Annotated in this window: 13 protein-coding genes; 5 read left to right on the top strand and 8 right to left on the bottom strand. The window is 60.2% G+C overall.

Going from position 1 to position 15,137, the window contains the following annotated elements; translation table 11 throughout:
* Window positions 1-346: 346 nt before the first annotated feature.
* The gene (locus IE095_RS11855) at window positions 347-4,033 is read right to left on the bottom strand and encodes a vitamin B12-dependent ribonucleotide reductase (RefSeq protein ID WP_189411866.1); all 3,687 of its coding nucleotides are present in this window, start codon (window positions 4,031-4,033) and stop codon (window positions 347-349) included.
* Between the two features lie 140 nt (window positions 4,034-4,173).
* Between IE095_RS11855 and IE095_RS11850 the strand changes: the two genes are divergently transcribed.
* The 4 genes from IE095_RS11850 (at window position 4,174) to eno (ending at window position 7,288) form a co-directional block, all read left to right on the top strand.
* Entirely contained in the window at window positions 4,174-4,347 is a 174-nt protein-coding gene (locus IE095_RS11850; RefSeq protein WP_189411865.1) for a hypothetical protein, read from the top strand.
* A 198-nt stretch (window positions 4,348-4,545) separates the two neighbouring features.
* Window positions 4,546-4,971: a Fur family transcriptional regulator gene (locus IE095_RS11845; protein WP_189411864.1), complete on the top strand. Its 426-nt coding sequence runs from the start codon at window positions 4,546-4,548 to the stop codon at window positions 4,969-4,971.
* A complete protein-coding gene (locus IE095_RS11840) occupies window positions 4,968-5,897 on the top strand; it encodes a DMT family transporter (protein ID WP_189411863.1) in 930 nt (309 codons plus the stop codon). Before IE095_RS11845 ends, IE095_RS11840 begins: the two co-directional genes overlap by 4 nt.
* Before the next feature lie 113 nt (window positions 5,898-6,010).
* On the top strand, window positions 6,011-7,288 hold the full coding sequence (gene eno / locus IE095_RS11835) for a phosphopyruvate hydratase (protein WP_189411862.1): 1,278 nt from the start codon (window positions 6,011-6,013) through the stop codon (window positions 7,286-7,288).
* 144 nt (window positions 7,289-7,432) lie between these two features.
* Here eno and IE095_RS11830 read toward each other — a convergent pair whose 3' ends face one another.
* The 5 genes from IE095_RS11830 to IE095_RS11810 all read right to left on the bottom strand — a co-directional run bounded on the left by IE095_RS11830 (window position 7,433) and on the right by IE095_RS11810 (window position 13,041).
* Entirely contained in the window at window positions 7,433-8,035 is a 603-nt protein-coding gene (locus tag IE095_RS11830; protein WP_189411861.1) for a superoxide dismutase, read from the bottom strand.
* 116 nt (window positions 8,036-8,151) lie between these two features.
* Window positions 8,152-8,919, bottom strand: a complete 768-nt coding sequence (locus tag IE095_RS11825) for a hypothetical protein (RefSeq protein WP_189411860.1) — start codon at window positions 8,917-8,919, stop codon at window positions 8,152-8,154.
* A gap of 79 nt (window positions 8,920-8,998) precedes the next feature.
* Window positions 8,999-9,544: a sarcosine oxidase subunit gamma gene (locus IE095_RS11820; RefSeq protein WP_189411859.1), complete on the bottom strand. Its 546-nt coding sequence runs from the start codon at window positions 9,542-9,544 to the stop codon at window positions 8,999-9,001.
* Window positions 9,537-12,548 carry a sarcosine oxidase subunit alpha family protein gene (locus tag IE095_RS11815; RefSeq protein ID WP_189411858.1) on the bottom strand — a complete coding sequence of 1,004 codons (3,012 nt, stop codon included), beginning with the start codon at window positions 12,546-12,548 and terminating at the stop codon, window positions 9,537-9,539. Before IE095_RS11815 ends, IE095_RS11820 begins: the two co-directional genes overlap by 8 nt.
* A 172-nt stretch (window positions 12,549-12,720) precedes the next feature.
* Window positions 12,721-13,041 (bottom strand): sarcosine oxidase subunit delta, encoded by a 321-nt coding sequence (locus IE095_RS11810; protein WP_189411857.1) that lies wholly within the window; start codon window positions 13,039-13,041, stop codon window positions 12,721-12,723.
* A gap of 58 nt (window positions 13,042-13,099) precedes the next feature.
* Here IE095_RS11810 and IE095_RS11805 point away from each other — a divergent pair, with 58 nt between their 5' ends.
* Entirely contained in the window at window positions 13,100-13,261 is a 162-nt protein-coding gene (locus tag IE095_RS11805) for a hypothetical protein (RefSeq protein WP_189411856.1), read from the top strand.
* Window positions 13,262-13,536: 275 nt separating this feature from the next.
* Here IE095_RS11805 and IE095_RS11800 read toward each other — a convergent pair whose 3' ends face one another.
* Both IE095_RS11800 and IE095_RS11795 read right to left on the bottom strand, forming a co-directional pair.
* The gene (locus IE095_RS11800; protein ID WP_189411855.1) at window positions 13,537-13,821 is read right to left on the bottom strand and encodes a hypothetical protein; all 285 of its coding nucleotides are present in this window, start codon (window positions 13,819-13,821) and stop codon (window positions 13,537-13,539) included.
* Window positions 13,821-15,068, bottom strand: coding sequence for a sarcosine oxidase subunit beta family protein (locus IE095_RS11795; RefSeq protein WP_189411854.1), 1,248 nt, complete (start codon window positions 15,066-15,068; stop codon window positions 13,821-13,823). Before IE095_RS11795 ends, IE095_RS11800 begins: the two co-directional genes overlap by 1 nt.
* Between the last annotated feature and the right edge of the window lie 69 nt (window positions 15,069-15,137).

Genomic DNA, 15,137 nt, shown 5'->3' with positions numbered 1-15,137 from the left:
ACAGTCCTCAAACGAGGATCAAAATGGACCCCCACCGCAATCTGAACACGGTTGCTACTTCGATCGTGCCAAAACCAACGCCGCCCAGATTGCTTTCAAATTCGACCCAATAGGGTCCATATAACGCCACCATGATGGTGCCCTCGCATCTTTATCCCCAGCACCCCACACAAAAGATTGGGCAAAGCTGTGGATGGTTGATGAGACCAATTGAAACGAACCACTCATCCTCCTATGGCTCTTTGGCCACTTTCCATTTGTGGTTGCTCTTCAGGCCAGTCTCTTTCTCGCCTGAAAGCTAGGGCGCGGAACTCTCACCTTCCGCGCCCCAACCCAATCTCAAAACTCAGCTACACCCGCTCGTGCCACCACAAGTGTTGCACTTCATGCAGGTGCCATTCCGCACCAGCGTGAAGTTCCCACACTCGCCGCAAGCTTCGCCCTCATAGCCCTGCATCTTCGCCTTTGCCCTTGCATCCATCGGCGTGGTCACCGAGGCGATGGTGTAGCTGGATGCGCTTTCGGCAAACCCAGCCACCCGCGCCTCTGGCATCAGCATCGACAGGGCCGCGCCATCGGTCCCGGTCAGGGCCGTCGCCCCCATCCCGCCTTGCAGCACCACGAAATCTTGCGGCACGCGCTTGCGCAGGAAGCCGGTGGAGCTGATCTGTTTCAGCACCTCCAGCGAAGACGACGCTTTCACTTCGCTGACGGTCGAGATGTTCGGCCGCCCTTCATCCGTGCCGCCGCCCAGATCGTCGAACGACGCCCCCTGCGGTTTCACATGGGCCAGGTCCGAACGGTCCAGATAAGACACGGCCAGTTCGCGGAAGATGTAATCCAGGATCGAGGTCGCGTTCTTGATGCTGTCATTGCCCTGCACCATGCCCGCCGGTTCGAATTTGGTGAAGGTGAAGGCCTCCACGAATTCCTCCAGCGGCACGCCATATTGCAGACCAACCGACACCGCGATGGCAAAGTTGTTCATCATCGCGCGGAAGCCCGCGCCTTCCTTGTGCATGTCGATGAAAATCTCGCCCAGCGTGCCGTCCTTGTATTCGCCGGTCCGCAGGTAAACCTTGTGGCCGCCGACGATGGCCTTCTGGGTGTAACCCTTGCGGCGTTCCGGGAGCTTTTCGCGGTGGTTGCGGATGATTTCCTTGACGATCACCTTTTCGACGATCTTTTCGGCAATCACCTGCGCCTTTTCCATGACGGAACCCGAGGCGAGGATTTCTTCGGCCTCTTCGTCATCCTCAACCAAGGCCGAGGCCAAAGGCTGGCTCAGTTTCGACCCATCCCGATACAGCGCATTCGCCTTGATGCCCAAGGAATGCGACAGTTCATAGGCCGCCAGCGTTTCGCCGATGGTCGCCGTGTTCGGCATGTTGATGGTTTTCGAAATCGCGCCCGAGATGAAGGACTGCGCTGCCGCCATCATGTGGATGTGGCTTTCGACCGAAAGGTAACGCTTGCCCGTCTTGCCGCAGGGATTGGCGCAATCAAAAACCGCATAGTGTTCGGCCTTCAAATGCGGCGCGTTTTCCAGCGTCATCGTGCCGCAGACATGGTCATTCGCGGCGGCCACCTGCGCACGGGTAAAGCCCAGATGCGCCAGCAGATCAAAGGTCGGATCGGCCAGCTTTTCCGCCGGAATGCCCAAGGTGCCTTTGCAGAAATCCTCGCCCAGCGTCCACTGGTTGAAGACAAACTTGATGTCAAAGGCCGTGGGCAGCGCCGCTTCGATCTTTTCGATCTCACGCGGTCCAAAGCCGTGACCGATCAGCGAGGTGTGATTGATCGCAGGCGCCTGCCCCAAGGAACCATGACCCACCGCATGTGCGATGATTTCCGCGATCTGGGCCGAGCCATAGCCCAGCTTTTCCAAAGCCGCTGGAACCGATTGGTTGATGATCTTGAAATAACCACCGCCCGCCAGTTTCTTGAATTTCACCAGCGCAAAGTCCGGTTCAATCCCGGTCGTATCGCAATCCATCACTAGGCCGATAGTACCCGTGGGCGCAATCACCGTGGTCTGCGCATTGCGGAAGCCGTGCTTCTGGCCCAGCGTCAGCGCCTCATCCCAAGCGGATTTCGCAAGGGCAACAAGGGTTTGATCGGGGCAGTTCACAGCGTCCAAAGGCACCGGGTTGACGTTCACCCCCTCATAGTCGCTGGCCGAATAGGCCGCCGCGCGGTGGTTGCGGATCACGCGCAGCATATGCTCCGCGTTGCGGGCATAGCCGGGGAAGGCCCCCAGCTCGCCTGCCATTTCGGCCGAGGTCGCATAGGAAACGCCCGTCATCAGCGCCGTCAGACCGCCGCAAAGGGCGCGGCCTTCGACGCTGTCATACCCCAGCCCCATGTTCATCAAGAGGCCGCCGATGTTGGCATAGCCAAGACCCAGTGTGCGGAAGTCATAGGAACGCTGCGCGATTTCCTGCGACGGAAATTGCGCCATCATGACGCTGATTTCCAGCGTGATCGTCCACAGACGCGAGGCGTGGATATAGGCGGCGTTGTCGAACTTGCCAGCCTTGAGGAAGGTCAGCAGGTTCATCGACGCGAGGTTACAGGCGGTGTCGTCCAGGAACATATATTCCGAACAGGGGTTCGACCCCCGGATCGCGCCATCTTCGGGGCAGGTGTGCCAAGCGTTGACGGTATCGTGGAACTGAATTCCAGGATCCGCACAGGCCCAAGCGGCATGGCCCACCTGATCCCACAGATCACGCGCTTTGATCGTTTTGGCGACCTTGCCATCGGTGCGGCGCACCAGCGCCCAGTCGCTGTCGTTCTTAACTGCCGTCAGGAAAGCATCGGTCACCCGGACCGAGTTGTTCGAGTTTTGGCCCGAAACGCTGATGTAAGCTTCGGAATCCCAATCCGTGTCATAGGTCGGAAATTCAATCGAACCAAAACCTTGGCGTGCGTATTGCAGAACCCGGTTGATGTAGGTTTCCGGGATCATCGACTTTTTCGCCGAACGGATCGCGGTTTTCAAAGCCTCGTTCTTGGTGACATCGGTCGCGCCTTCGGGCGTGCCGTCCCAGCCACGGATCGCGGCGAAAATCTCATTCAACTTCTGTTCGTGCATCTTGGAACCCGCGACCAGGCTGGCCACTTTCTGTTCTTCGATGACTTTCCAGTTGATGAAATCTTCGACATCCGGGTGATCAACGTCGATGATTACCATCTTGGCCGCGCGGCGGGTCGTGCCGCCCGATTTGATGGCGCCCGCCGCGCGGTCACCGATTTTGAGGAATCCCATCAGCCCCGACGATTTGCCACCGCCCGAAAGTTTTTCGCCTTCGCCCCGCAGCGAAGAAAAGTTCGTGCCGGTGCCCGAGCCGTATTTGAACAGGCGTGCCTCACGCACCCACAGGTCCATGATGCCGCCATCGCCCACCAGATCATCCTTGACAGACTGGATAAAGCAGGCGTGCGGCTGGGGGTGTTCATATGCGCTGGCGGATTTCGTCAGCACACCCGTTTTGTAATCGACATAGTAGTGCCCCTGCGACGGGCCGTCGATGCCATAGGCCCAATGCAGACCGGTATTGAACCACTGGGGGCTGTTCGGCGCGGCCATCTGCGCGGCCAGCATATAGCGCATTTCATCGTAATAGGCGCGTGCGTCGACTTCGGCGGTGAAATAACCGCCCTTCCAACCCCAATAGGCCCAAGCCCCCGCCAGCCGGTCAAAGACCTGCCGCGCGCTGGTTTCGCCGACGATCCGCTGATCTTCGGGCAGGGCTTCCAGCGCCTTGGTATCGGCCACCGAACGCCACAGGAATTCGGGAACCCCCGCCTCTTTCACCTTTTTCAACCGGGCCGGAACGCCCGCCTTACGGAAATATTTCTGCGCCAGAACGTCAGACGCCACCTGGCTCCACCCGTCGGGAACCTCCACCGCTTCGTTGCGGAAAACGATCTTGCCGTCCGGATTGCGGATTTCCGACGTGGTCAGCCGGAAGCCCAGCTTGCCATAGGCCCCCGATTCCGCCGTCGTGAAATTGCGTTCGATTTTCATATGCCTGCTGCCCCCGTTTATAACCGCGATTCGACGCGGATTCATGACCAAAAAATCACCGGCCGGGGCAAGAAAATCAGGCCATCAGCGCCGATGCGCTGTCAATACGGCCTATTTTGACAAACCCTACGTCCCCCGGCATGACCACAACATCTAGTGTGCTGATTGGCCACGAACGCCAAGGTGAAGTGTTTGACCGCGCAGCGCAACGCAAAAATTTGCCTTTGATACCGCATTTTTTGCTTGACGCAATTTTGCCTTATTCACACGACTGCGGGTTCTGGCGTGGATCATTCTGTGGACAAATCGGCTGACCTTTTCGGCATGTGCCGAATTTCCTTAGTTGGGGCAGGCTTGGCCGCAGCAACTGCAATGTGGGATGAAGTCATCCACCGCTGTGGGAATCGGGGGGGCCTGTCGAAAGACGATTCCCCAGCCTGTTGCCGCAGTGCCACCCCGCTTTGCAACGCGCATCAAATCGCCTATGGACGGGGCAAGAACGGGGGCGCGTCATGGCAGACAGCACAATCATTCAGCGCTGCGAGGCCAAGGGCCTGCGCATGACCGACCAACGCCGCATCGTGGCCCGCGTCATCGGTGCCGCCGATGATCACCCCGATGTCGAAGAGCTTTATGCCCGCGCCAGCGCAGTGGACCCGAAAATCTCGCTCGCCACGGTCTATCGCACGGTCAAACTGTTCGAAGAGGCTGGGATTCTGGAACGCTTGGAATTTGGCGATGGGCGCGCGCGCTATGAGGATGCCGAACGCGATCACCATGATCATCTGATCGATGTCACAACCGGGCAAGTCATCGAATTCATTGATCAGGAAATCGAAGACCTACAGGAAAAGATCGCCGCCCGGCTGGGATACAAGCTGATCGGCCACCGCCTTGAACTATTGGCGGTGCCGGTGGCCAAGCCCAGCAAGACATGAACGGCCCGGACAACACCCGCGCCGCGCTGCTGATGGTCGGCAGCATGGCGGCCTTTGCCTTTGAGGATCTGTTCCTGAAACGCGCCGCGGGTTCCCTGCCCCCCGGTCAGGTCATTGCCCTGCTGGGCTTTGGCGGCATGGTGATCTTTTGGATCATTGCGGCCCGCATAGGCCAACCGATTCTGACTCGCGCAGCCGTGCAACCAGCGCCCCTGCTGCGTTCGCTGTCCGAAGGTGGCGCTTCGATGCTATATGTCACAGCGCTGTCGCTGATACCGCTGACGATCAACTCCGCGCTTTTGCAAGCCACGCCGTTGATCGTCACCATGGGCGCGGCCCTGTTTTTGCATGAACCCGTCGGCTGGCGGCGCTGGTCGGCCATCTGCGTCGGCTTTGTCGGGGTGCTGATCATCCTGCGCCCCGGCACCGAGGGCTTTCACTGGGCCGGTCTGCTGACCGTCGCCTGTGTCGTGCTGATGTCCGTGCGCGACCTGTCGACACGCATGATGCCCGCAAGCATCGGAACCTTCCAGCTGACGACTTGGGGCTATATGTCGCTGGTCCCTGCCGGGCTGCTGTTGATGCTCCTTCAGAACACCGCCCCTGTTGGGCTGGATCCCAAGGGCAGCATCGACATGGGCGCAGCCCTGATCACGGGACTTATCGGCTATTACGCCGTCACAGCCGCCATGCGGATGGGTGAGGTGTCGGTCGTGGCCCCCTTCCGCTATACCCGTCTGGTGTTCGCCATGACGCTCGCTTGGATGTTTCTGGGGGAACGCCCCGATCTGCTGACGCTGATCGGTTCGGCACTGGTTATCGCCTCGGGGCTTTACACCCTATGGCGCGAGGCTTTGCGCAAGCGCCGCGCGCTGGCCAGCCTAGCCAGCAACCAGCCGCTGGGCAGCCCGCTGAAAAACGGCTAGACCCTTGACACAAGCCTGTTCCAAATTCTGCGCAGAATGGCCGAATGGGTCGCAATTTTCTTCCAAGCGCGCTTTGTTAGCGCTAAAAGCCCACAAACCGACAGGAGACAGTGATGAGCACGATCATCGACATTCACGCCCGCGAAATTCTGGACAGCCGGGGCAACCCGACCATCGAGGTGGACGTCACCCTTGAAAGCGGCGCGATGGGCCGCGCCGCCGTGCCCTCGGGCGCATCGACCGGCGCACATGAGGCCGTGGAACGCCGTGACGGCGACAAGGGCCGCTACAAGGGCAAGGGCGTGTTGGAAGCCGTGGCCGCCGTGAATGGCGAGCTGGCCGAAGAGCTGGTGGGCTTTGACGCGGTGGATCAGGTCGGCATCGACCGCACGATGATCGAAATGGACGGCACCCACAACAAAGGCCGTCTGGGCGCGAATGCGATTCTGGGCGTGTCGCTGGCGGTGGCCAAGGCTGCAGCAGAGGTGACGGGTCAGCCGCTGTATCGCTATGTCGGCGGCACCAACGCGCATATCCTGCCCGTGCCGATGATGAACATCATCAACGGCGGTGAACATGCCGACAACCCGATCGACATTCAGGAATTCATGATCATGCCGGTGGCGGCCACGAACATTCGTGAAGCGGTGCGGATGGGTTCGGAAGTGTTCCACACGCTGAAGAAAGAACTGCATGACGCGGGCCACAATACCGGCATCGGCGACGAAGGCGGCTTTGCACCAAACCTGAACTCGGCCCGCGATGCTTTGGATTTCATTCTGAAATCCATCGAAAAGGCGGGCTACAAGCCGGGTCAGGATATCTGTCTGGCGCTGGACTGTGCCGCGACGGAATATTTCAAAGGCGGTAAGTATGAGATGAAGGGTGAAGGCAAATCCTTGTCCATCGCTGAAAACGTCGATTTCCTGGCTGGCCTTGCCGCCGACTATCCGATCATCAGCATCGAAGACGGCTGTTCGGAAGATGACTGGGAAGGCTGGAAACTGCTGACCGACCGTCTGGGCAACAAGATCCAACTCGTCGGCGACGATCTCTTCGTGACCAACCCCAAGCGTCTGGCCGAGGGCATCAAGAAGGGCTGCGCCAACTCGATGCTCGTCAAGGTCAACCAGATCGGCACGCTGACCGAAACGCTGGCCGCCGTCGACATGGCCCACCGTGCGCGTTACACCAACGTGATGAGCCACCGTTCGGGCGAAACCGAAGACAGCACCATTGCTGATCTGGCGGTTGCGACAAACTGCGGTCAAATCAAAACCGGCTCGCTGTCACGGTCGGACCGTCTGGCGAAGTACAACCAGTTGATCCGGATTGAAGAGATGCTGGGCGAAGTGGCCGAATACGCGGGCCGTTCGATCCTGCGCGCGTAAGCCTTGCTGAAAGAATTGAAAAGGCCCGCCGGTTGGCGGGCCTTTGTCGTTGTAAATGGGCTCACTACAAACTCAGCTGGCGAAACGTCACCCAAAAGAAAAGGCCCGCCAGATCGGCGGGCCTTTCGCATTCCATAGGCCAGATCAGCCCATCTTGGCGGCGACGGCTTCCCAGTTGACCAGCTTTTCAAGGAAGTTAGACAGATAGGCCGGGCGCTTGTTGCGGAAGTCGATGTAATAGGAATGTTCCCACACATCACAGCCCAGCAGCGCCGTCTGGCCAAAGCACAGCGGGTTCACACCGTTTTCCGTCTTGGTCACGCGCAGCCCGCCATCAGCGTCCAGCACCAACCAGCACCAGCCCGAACCGAACTGGCTGGCCCCTGCGGCCGAAAATTCCTCTTTGAACTTCGCCACCGAACCAAAGCTGTCCTTCAGCGCCTTTTCCAGCTCACTGGGGATCTTTTTCGGGCCGGGGCCCATGATCTCCCAGAACAGGTTGTGGTTCCAATGCTGGCTCGCATTGTTGAAAATGCCGTTTTGCGCCACAGCGCCCGCCTGATAGGTGCCGGTCACGATATCTTCCAGCGGCTGGTTTTCCCATTCCGTGCCCGCGATCAGCCGGTTGCCGTTGTCGACATAGGCCTTGTGGTGCAGGTCATGGTGGTATTCCAAGGTTTCCTTCGACATGCCAAGGGCGGCCAGCGCGTCATGAGCATAGGGAAGATCAGGAAGGGTAAAGGCCATTTTCGGGCTCCTTTGCGGATATGTCGGTTTTTTCCAATAAGAGACCGAAGCCCCGAAAGGTCAAGGGCGCGAATGGCCGCGCCCTTGGAATTGTTGACGAAATTCTTTTCTTGGCGCTATTCCGCGCCAGTTTCATCCACCGCCAGCAGAATACCCCAGCCCCCCGCATTGTCGCCCAGCACATCGTCATTGATGCAGAACTCCAACGGGCCGGTCTGGTTCGCCACAAAGGACCGCCCCTTGCCGCCCTGCTCCACCTGCGTCCCGATCCGCATGACCAGCGAATGCGCCTTCAGGCCGGGGAAGGGAAAGGCATAGGGCGGGCCAAGCGCCACTTCGGGCGACCCGTCGATCCCGCGCTTGATCACACCGTTAAAGCTGATCATCGATTCCGGATTGGTGATGGCGTCCACGCTCACCCGACTGCCTGCCCGCACCGGCGGAAAACCCGGCACCGGCGTGCAGGCACTGGCCGGGCGCCCGAACATAGCGATCTTCAACTGCGCGGGTTCCACATTCACCGTGCTGCTGACCTGCCCGATGCAGTTTTCAACACTTTCCGCTGTCAGCTTTTTCGGCCCGCTCCAACCGGTATAGGTATGCGGCACGCTCACCTCACCGTCGAAATTCGCAGGGCGCACCTCGGTCGATGTGCCGTCGCCAAAGCGCACGCGGATGGCCCCGCATTCGCCGCGCCCCTTGACCACGAACTGCGCACCGGGGCGGTCGCGCACCAACCGGTTGCGCTCTCGAATCGCAGCCTTGTGGTCTGGGGCTAGGCCTTCATAGATTGGCCATTGGGAATGTTCGACGCTTTGGATCGTGCCTGCGGTGCAGGCCGCAAGCGTCAGGCATGACACGGCAAGGATTGGAAACAATCGCATGGGAATCTCCTATAGGTGCTGAAAACACCGTTAGGATAGGCGACGGATCCGATTTTGCAAGGAACACAGGTCTTGGGTGTCAGCCCAACTCACTTCCCGGCTGCGCCGAATGCTCCAGCAAGCCCATGACATAAGCCGCAACCGACCGGAAACAAACCAGGGTATAGCCCGTTTCATCCTTCCAGAACGCGACGGCCACCTGCGCGGCGCGGGTCCTGCGAACCTCATTCGGCGCCATTTGCGCCAAATCAGCGGGGCATAGTTTCGCAATCACCTGATCGGCCTTTTCCCCTTCGATGCGGAACACGGCGCGGGCATCGGACACATTGGCGGCCAGATGGTGCTGGCCCTCCAACTTTTTGGCCAAAGCCTCCATCGCCTTGCCGACCCCATCATAGGGCACGATCAGCAGATATTCGTCGGGCGACATCCAGGCGGTGGCCTTGTCCCCATCCATCACAATCCGCCGCTGTTCGGGCAGGCCCGCCGCCACCTTCAACGCCGCCGTCAGCCCCTTGACATCGGGCTTGGCGCGCAGGGAAATCATGCCCAGCGGCCCCATTTCCCGCACAGTCACAAAGCCTTCGAACGAAACGCCCCCAAGGGCCGAAACCGCCTTAGACATTCTGTTTCGCCCCTTCCTTGTCATAGAACACCGGATCGACGATCCGCGCCACCACCTGACCGCCGCCCACTTTGGGGAAGGTCACGCTTTCACCCAGCCGTGCCATGCCGCCCTTGACCAAACCCATCGCGATGCCGCGTTTCAGCGTGGGAGAATAATAGGTGGACGTCACCCGCCCCTCGACATTCCGCTGCCCGTTGGCATTCACCCCCTCGGCCGCCGCATAGGCTCCGTCGGGGATGACCGAACCGTCCAGCGTTTCCAAGCCCACCAATTTCCACCGATCCGGGTTGACCAGATGGTTGCGCTCTTGCCCCCGCTTGCCCAGATAGTCGGCCTTTTTCTTGGAAATGGCCCAGTCGAGGTTCAGATCCTGCGGAATAACCGTCCCATCGCTTTCATCACCGATCATGATGAAACCCTTTTCGGCCCGCATGATATGCATCGCCTCGGTCCCATAGGGCATGACCCCCAAGGCCGCCCCTTCACGCACCAAAGCCTCCCACAGCGCCAGCCCATGCCCCGCCGGAACGGCCAGCTCATAAGACAATTCGCCCGAGAAGCTGATCCGATAGGCGCGCACCGGCAGTCCCGCCAGCGTGCCTTCTTTCATTGTCATGAAGGGGAAGCTTTCGGCGGAAACATCCATCCCACCGAGCCGTTCCAGCAGCATCCGCGCTTTCGGGCCCGCAACGGCAATTTGCGCGTATTCCTCGGTCACATTGGCAGTATAGACCTGCCAATCCCACCATTCGCATTGCAGCCAGTCTTCCATCCAGCCATGGATCCGGTCCGCCCCGCCGGATGTCGTATGGCAAAGCCAAGTATCCTCGGCCAGACGCACCACCACGCCATCATCCGACAGAAAGCCCTGTTCGTTGCACATCAGCCCATAGCGGCATTTGCCCACGGGCAAGGACGACATGACATTCGTATAAAGCATGTCCAGAAACCGCCCCGCATCCGGCCCTTTGACAAGGATCTTGCCAAGGGTTGACGCATCCAGCAGCCCCACATTGTCCCGCGTGTTCAGGATTTCCCGATGCACCGCTTGTTCATGGTTTTCACCGCTGCGCGGATAGCAGAACGGCCTGCGCCACAGACCCACGGGCTCCAGATAAGCGCCCTGCCCCTCATGCCAGCCATGCATCGGCGTTTGCCGCACGGGTTGGAAAATCGTGCCCCGCGATTCCCCTGCCAGCGCGCCCAAGGTGACAGGCGCATAGGGCGGGCGGAAAGTGGTCGTCCCAACCTCGGGGATCGCAATATTCAAACTGTCGGCCAAAATCGCCAAACCGTTGATATTCGACAGTTTCCCCTGATCCGTCGCCATGCCCAGCGTCGTATAGCGTTTCGTGTGTTCCACCGAAACATAGCCTTCGCGCGCCGCAAGCTGCACATCGCTGACCTTCACATCGTTCTGATAGTCGAGCCACATTTTTGAACGCAGCTTGACCGGCGCCCCCTGCGGCATCACCCAGACCGGGGCCATCGTGGCCCCCTCCAGCGGGTTCGTCGCTACCTTGGCCCCGTGGCCAGGCGCTTTGCCTGCCAGTTTCACCGCCTCGGCTGCCACCTGCGACGCATCGGCCAGCACATCGCCCGCCAGAAAATGCCCATTCGCCGCGCCCAAGGCCAGAACCATCGCGCTGCCATCATGGTTCAGCGGAGGCCGCGCCGCATCGGGGCGGAAGCAGGACAGGCTTTCGTCCCACAGCAGTTTCCCGCCACAATGGCTCCACAGATGCACCACAGGCGACCAACCGCCCGACATCGCCACCGCCTCGCAAGGCAGTTCCTCGGTCGCCGTCCCCTCACCGGCCTGCGCGCAAAGCGCCACGCCGACAACCCGCTTGCCACCCTTGACCTTGGCCACAGCCTTGCCAGAAGCCACACGCAGACCCAAGGCGCGGGCCTTGTCGACGCCGGGCCCGGTCGGATTGTCCCGTGCATCGACAATCGCCGCCACGTCCAGCCCGGCCTGTTTCAAGGCAATCGCCGTCAGATAGGCGTCGTCGTTGTTGGTCACCACCACCGTCCGGTCGCCCGGACTGATCCCGAAATTCACCACGAAATCGCGGGCCGAGGCGGCCAGCATCACCCCCGGCACATCATTCCCGGCAAAGGCCAAGGGCCGTTCAATCGCCCCGGTCGCCGCCAGAATCCGCCCCGCCCGAATGCGCCACAGCCGATGCTTCGGCCGCCCGTCGCCGGGCGTGTGGTCCGCCACCCGCTCGTCGGCCAGCACATAGCCGTGGTCATAGACCCCCGCTACCATACAGCGCGCCCGCAGCGTGACATTCTCCATCTTGGCCAGCGCCGAAAGCGTCGCCTCGACCCAATCGCCCGCCGGAACGCCATCCACCAGCACGCCATCAACCGGCGCACGCCCGCCCCAATGGGCCGCTTGCTCCATCACGATCACCCGCAGCCCCGCCTGCCCCGCAATCAGCGCCGCCTGCAAGCCCGCCAACCCGCCCCCGGCAATCAGCAGATCGCAAAAGGCATAGGCCTGCTCGTAACGATCCGCATCGCGGTCTTTCGGGGCCTTCCCCAGCCCCGCCGATTTGCGGATGATCGGTTCAAAGACATGCTTCCAGAACGCACGCGGGAACAGGAAGGTCTTGTAATAGAACCCCGCCGGAAGGAACCGCGACAGCTTGTTGTTGATCGCGCCCACGTCGAATTCAAGGCTTGGCCAATGGTTCTGGCTGGTCGCTTCCAGCCCGTCAAACAGCTCCGTCGTTGTCACCCGCTGGTTCGGCTCATGCCGCGCGCCCGTGCCAAGGTTCACCAGCGCATTCGGCTCCTCTGGCCCCGCCGCGACAATCCCGCGCGGACGGTGGTATTTGAAACTGCGCCCCACCAGCATCTGGTCATTGGCGAGCAAGGCCGAGGCGAGCGTATCCCCCGGATGCCCGGTCAACCGCTTGCCGTTGAAGGAAAATTCCAATTTCGTGGTGCGGTCGATCAGGCGACCGCCTTTGGCAAGACGCGTGCTCATGGGCGGACTTTCAGCTTAGGTTTCGACAGGGCGGGCGTGGTGTCCCCCCACCCTAGCCCTCCCCCACAGGGGGGGAGGGAAGCGCCCATTCGGTTAGGGCGCGACAGATTGGCCGGGTGCAACAGGGCCCCTCCCCCCGCGTGGGGGAGGATGGGAGGGGGGGCGACGCGCGTCATTCCATCACCCATTCCGGCCGCCGCGCCTTGATCTTGGCAATGATATCCTCGGGCGGTGCGCCAACCTGCGCCGGATAAGTCCCGAACACCTCCAAAGTCGCCGTGCAACGCGCCGCAAGGAACCACTTGCCGCAGCCATAGGCATGGCGCCAACGTTCAAAATGCACGCCCTTGGGGTTTTTGCGGGCGAACATATAGTCGTTGAACTGCTCGTCCGTGGAACCCGGACCAAAGCGTTTCAGATGCGCCTCATAGCCGGGCGCGAGTTCGGTTTCCTCGGCGGTCACACCGCAATAGGGGCATTCAAGCGTGAGCATCGTCTAACCCTGACAAGAGAGAGTTTACATGGAATCGAAGGTGGCCTAGCATCAAGACATGCAGTGGTTTTGGATCGCCCTCAAACTTTGGCCTATCCTGCTGATTGTGATATTGGCCGCATTTTTCATTTGGCTTGCCCGACCTAAAAAGCTTAAAGCGACCGATCTCAACGAACTTGGTAGCACCAGCAGTGCGGGCGACAGCGTCGGTTCTGACTGATGTAATCTTTTTGCGCCTTTGCACCTTGAACAGCAAAAGTTCGCTGACGATCTCACATGTATGAGCCCGCCCTCTGAGTCCCTTACGCCAGTGATTACAGCCGCTATCAGCGGCGGCATCTTCGTTGCATTTTTGGCCATCTGTTGGGCCCACTGGCGTAAACAAGAACGCGAAAGGCCCAAGGAAAATTTCAGTGGTCCGCCTGTAGCGCGGTTCGCAAAGACAGTCCTTTGTGCTCTTGGCGATGGCCTGCTTTCTGGTTTGAGCTCTTTTATCTAGCATTCCGGTGTCCCCCGCAAATAGGGGGCCATCGTTTTTTGGAATTTTTCTTGCGGGATATGCACCTCATCAAACTCTGGCAAAATGGCATAGACAGAGATCAGCGTCGTGGCGGGATCATAGCTGTAGCCGATCGTATTGCCTTGCAGGCTCAAAGGTTTGCCAGCATCAATAGCCTTCTTCAAAGGCTTCCAAATATCATACCAAGTCCCACCACCTGCCGCCCGCGCAGACAGAAGCCACTCTTGCAATCCGGGCGGAATCTTCACCAATTCCCCCATCAATGCGCCACCCCAGCCGCGACGCTTTCATCAATGAAGCGCCCCTCTTTGAACCGCCACATATCAAACTCCGCCGCAAGCGGCCCCGGCTCGCCCTTCGCCATCAGTTCCGCCATTGCCCAGCCCGAACCGGGGATCGCCTTGAACCCACCCGTCCCCCAGCCGCAGTTAATGAAGCACCCGGCCAAGGGCGTTTTGGAAATGATCGGCGAACGGTCCCCCGTCATATCGACAATCCCGCCCCACTGCCGAAGCATTTTCAGCCGCGAAATCATCGGGAAAGTCTCTACCAGCGCCCGCAGCGTTTCCTCGATATGGTGGAACGAACCGCGCTGGGTAAAGTTGTTGAATCCGTCCGTGCCGCCGCCAATCACCATCTCGCCCTTGTCGGATTGCGACATATAGCCGTGCACGGTGTTGGCCATCACCACCACATCCATGCAGGGCTTGATCGGCTCCGACACCAGCGCCTGCAGCGCCACCGCCTCGACCGGCAGCCGGAACCCCGCCATATCGGCCACCTGCCCCGAATGCCCGGCGACAACGATCCCCAACTTGCCGCAGCCGATGAAACCCTTGGTCGTATCGACCCCCGTCACCCGCCCCGCTTCGGACCGCACACCCTTCACCTCGGTCTGCTGAATGATGTCCATCCCCATCGCGCTGCACGCCCGCGCATAGCCCCAGGCCACCGCATCATGCCGCGCCGTGCCGCCCCGCGCCTGATACAGCGCGCCCAAAATCGGATAGCGCGGCCCGTCAATGTTGATGATCGGGACCAGTTCCTTGACCCGCTCCGGCGTGATGTATTCCGTCGCCACCCCTTGCAGCATATTGGCATGAACCGTGCGCAGATACCCCCGCGCCTCATGATGCGTCTGCGCCAGCATCAGCAGCCCACGCGGGGAAAACATCACGTTATAGTTCAGATCCTGCGACAGCGTTTCATAAAGGCTCCGCGCCTTTTCATAGATCGCGGCGGATGGGTCTTGCAGATAGTTCGACCGGATGATCGTCGTATTCCGCCCGGTATTCCCGCCCCCCAGCCAGCCCTTTTCGATGATCGCCACATTGGTGATGCCGAAATTCTTGCCCAAGTAATAGGCGCTGGCCAACCCATGCCCCCCGGCCCCCACGATGATCACATCGTAATGCTTTTTCGGCTGGGCATCGCGCCAGGCCTTTTCCCAACCCAGATGGTTGCGCAGGGCTTCGCGGGCGATGGCAAAGGCGGAATAGCGGCGCATGGTGGCTCCCTTGTCTGTGCGTTGTTTATCGCGCTTTGACGCAGAAATTGCATCCCCCACCTGCGGCAA

It is taken from the genome of Neogemmobacter tilapiae (assembly GCF_014652215.1).
Taxonomy (GTDB): domain Bacteria; phylum Pseudomonadota; class Alphaproteobacteria; order Rhodobacterales; family Rhodobacteraceae; genus Neogemmobacter; species Neogemmobacter tilapiae.
This window is presented reverse-complemented; position numbering and strand designations above follow the sequence as displayed.

Coding starts and splice junctions, on each gene's coding strand:
- IE095_RS11855 (WP_189411866.1), bottom strand. CDS start 4,033: ATGAAAATCGAACGCAATTTCACGACGGCGGAATCGGGGGCCTATGGC.
- IE095_RS11850 (WP_189411865.1), top strand. CDS start 4,174: ATGACCACAACATCTAGTGTGCTGATTGGCCACGAACGCCAAGGTGAA.
- IE095_RS11845 (WP_189411864.1), top strand. CDS start 4,546: ATGGCAGACAGCACAATCATTCAGCGCTGCGAGGCCAAGGGCCTGCGC.
- IE095_RS11840 (WP_189411863.1), top strand. CDS start 4,968: ATGAACGGCCCGGACAACACCCGCGCCGCGCTGCTGATGGTCGGCAGC.
- eno (WP_189411862.1), top strand. CDS start 6,011: ATGAGCACGATCATCGACATTCACGCCCGCGAAATTCTGGACAGCCGG.
- IE095_RS11830 (WP_189411861.1), bottom strand. CDS start 8,035: ATGGCCTTTACCCTTCCTGATCTTCCCTATGCTCATGACGCGCTGGCC.
- IE095_RS11825 (WP_189411860.1), bottom strand. CDS start 8,919: ATGCGATTGTTTCCAATCCTTGCCGTGTCATGCCTGACGCTTGCGGCC.
- IE095_RS11820 (WP_189411859.1), bottom strand. CDS start 9,544: ATGTCTAAGGCGGTTTCGGCCCTTGGGGGCGTTTCGTTCGAAGGCTTT.
- IE095_RS11815 (WP_189411858.1), bottom strand. CDS start 12,548: ATGAGCACGCGTCTTGCCAAAGGCGGTCGCCTGATCGACCGCACCACG.
- IE095_RS11810 (WP_189411857.1), bottom strand. CDS start 13,041: ATGCTCACGCTTGAATGCCCCTATTGCGGTGTGACCGCCGAGGAAACC.
- IE095_RS11805 (WP_189411856.1), top strand. CDS start 13,100: ATGCAGTGGTTTTGGATCGCCCTCAAACTTTGGCCTATCCTGCTGATT.
- IE095_RS11800 (WP_189411855.1), bottom strand. CDS start 13,821: ATGGGGGAATTGGTGAAGATTCCGCCCGGATTGCAAGAGTGGCTTCTG.
- IE095_RS11795 (WP_189411854.1), bottom strand. CDS start 15,068: ATGCGCCGCTATTCCGCCTTTGCCATCGCCCGCGAAGCCCTGCGCAAC.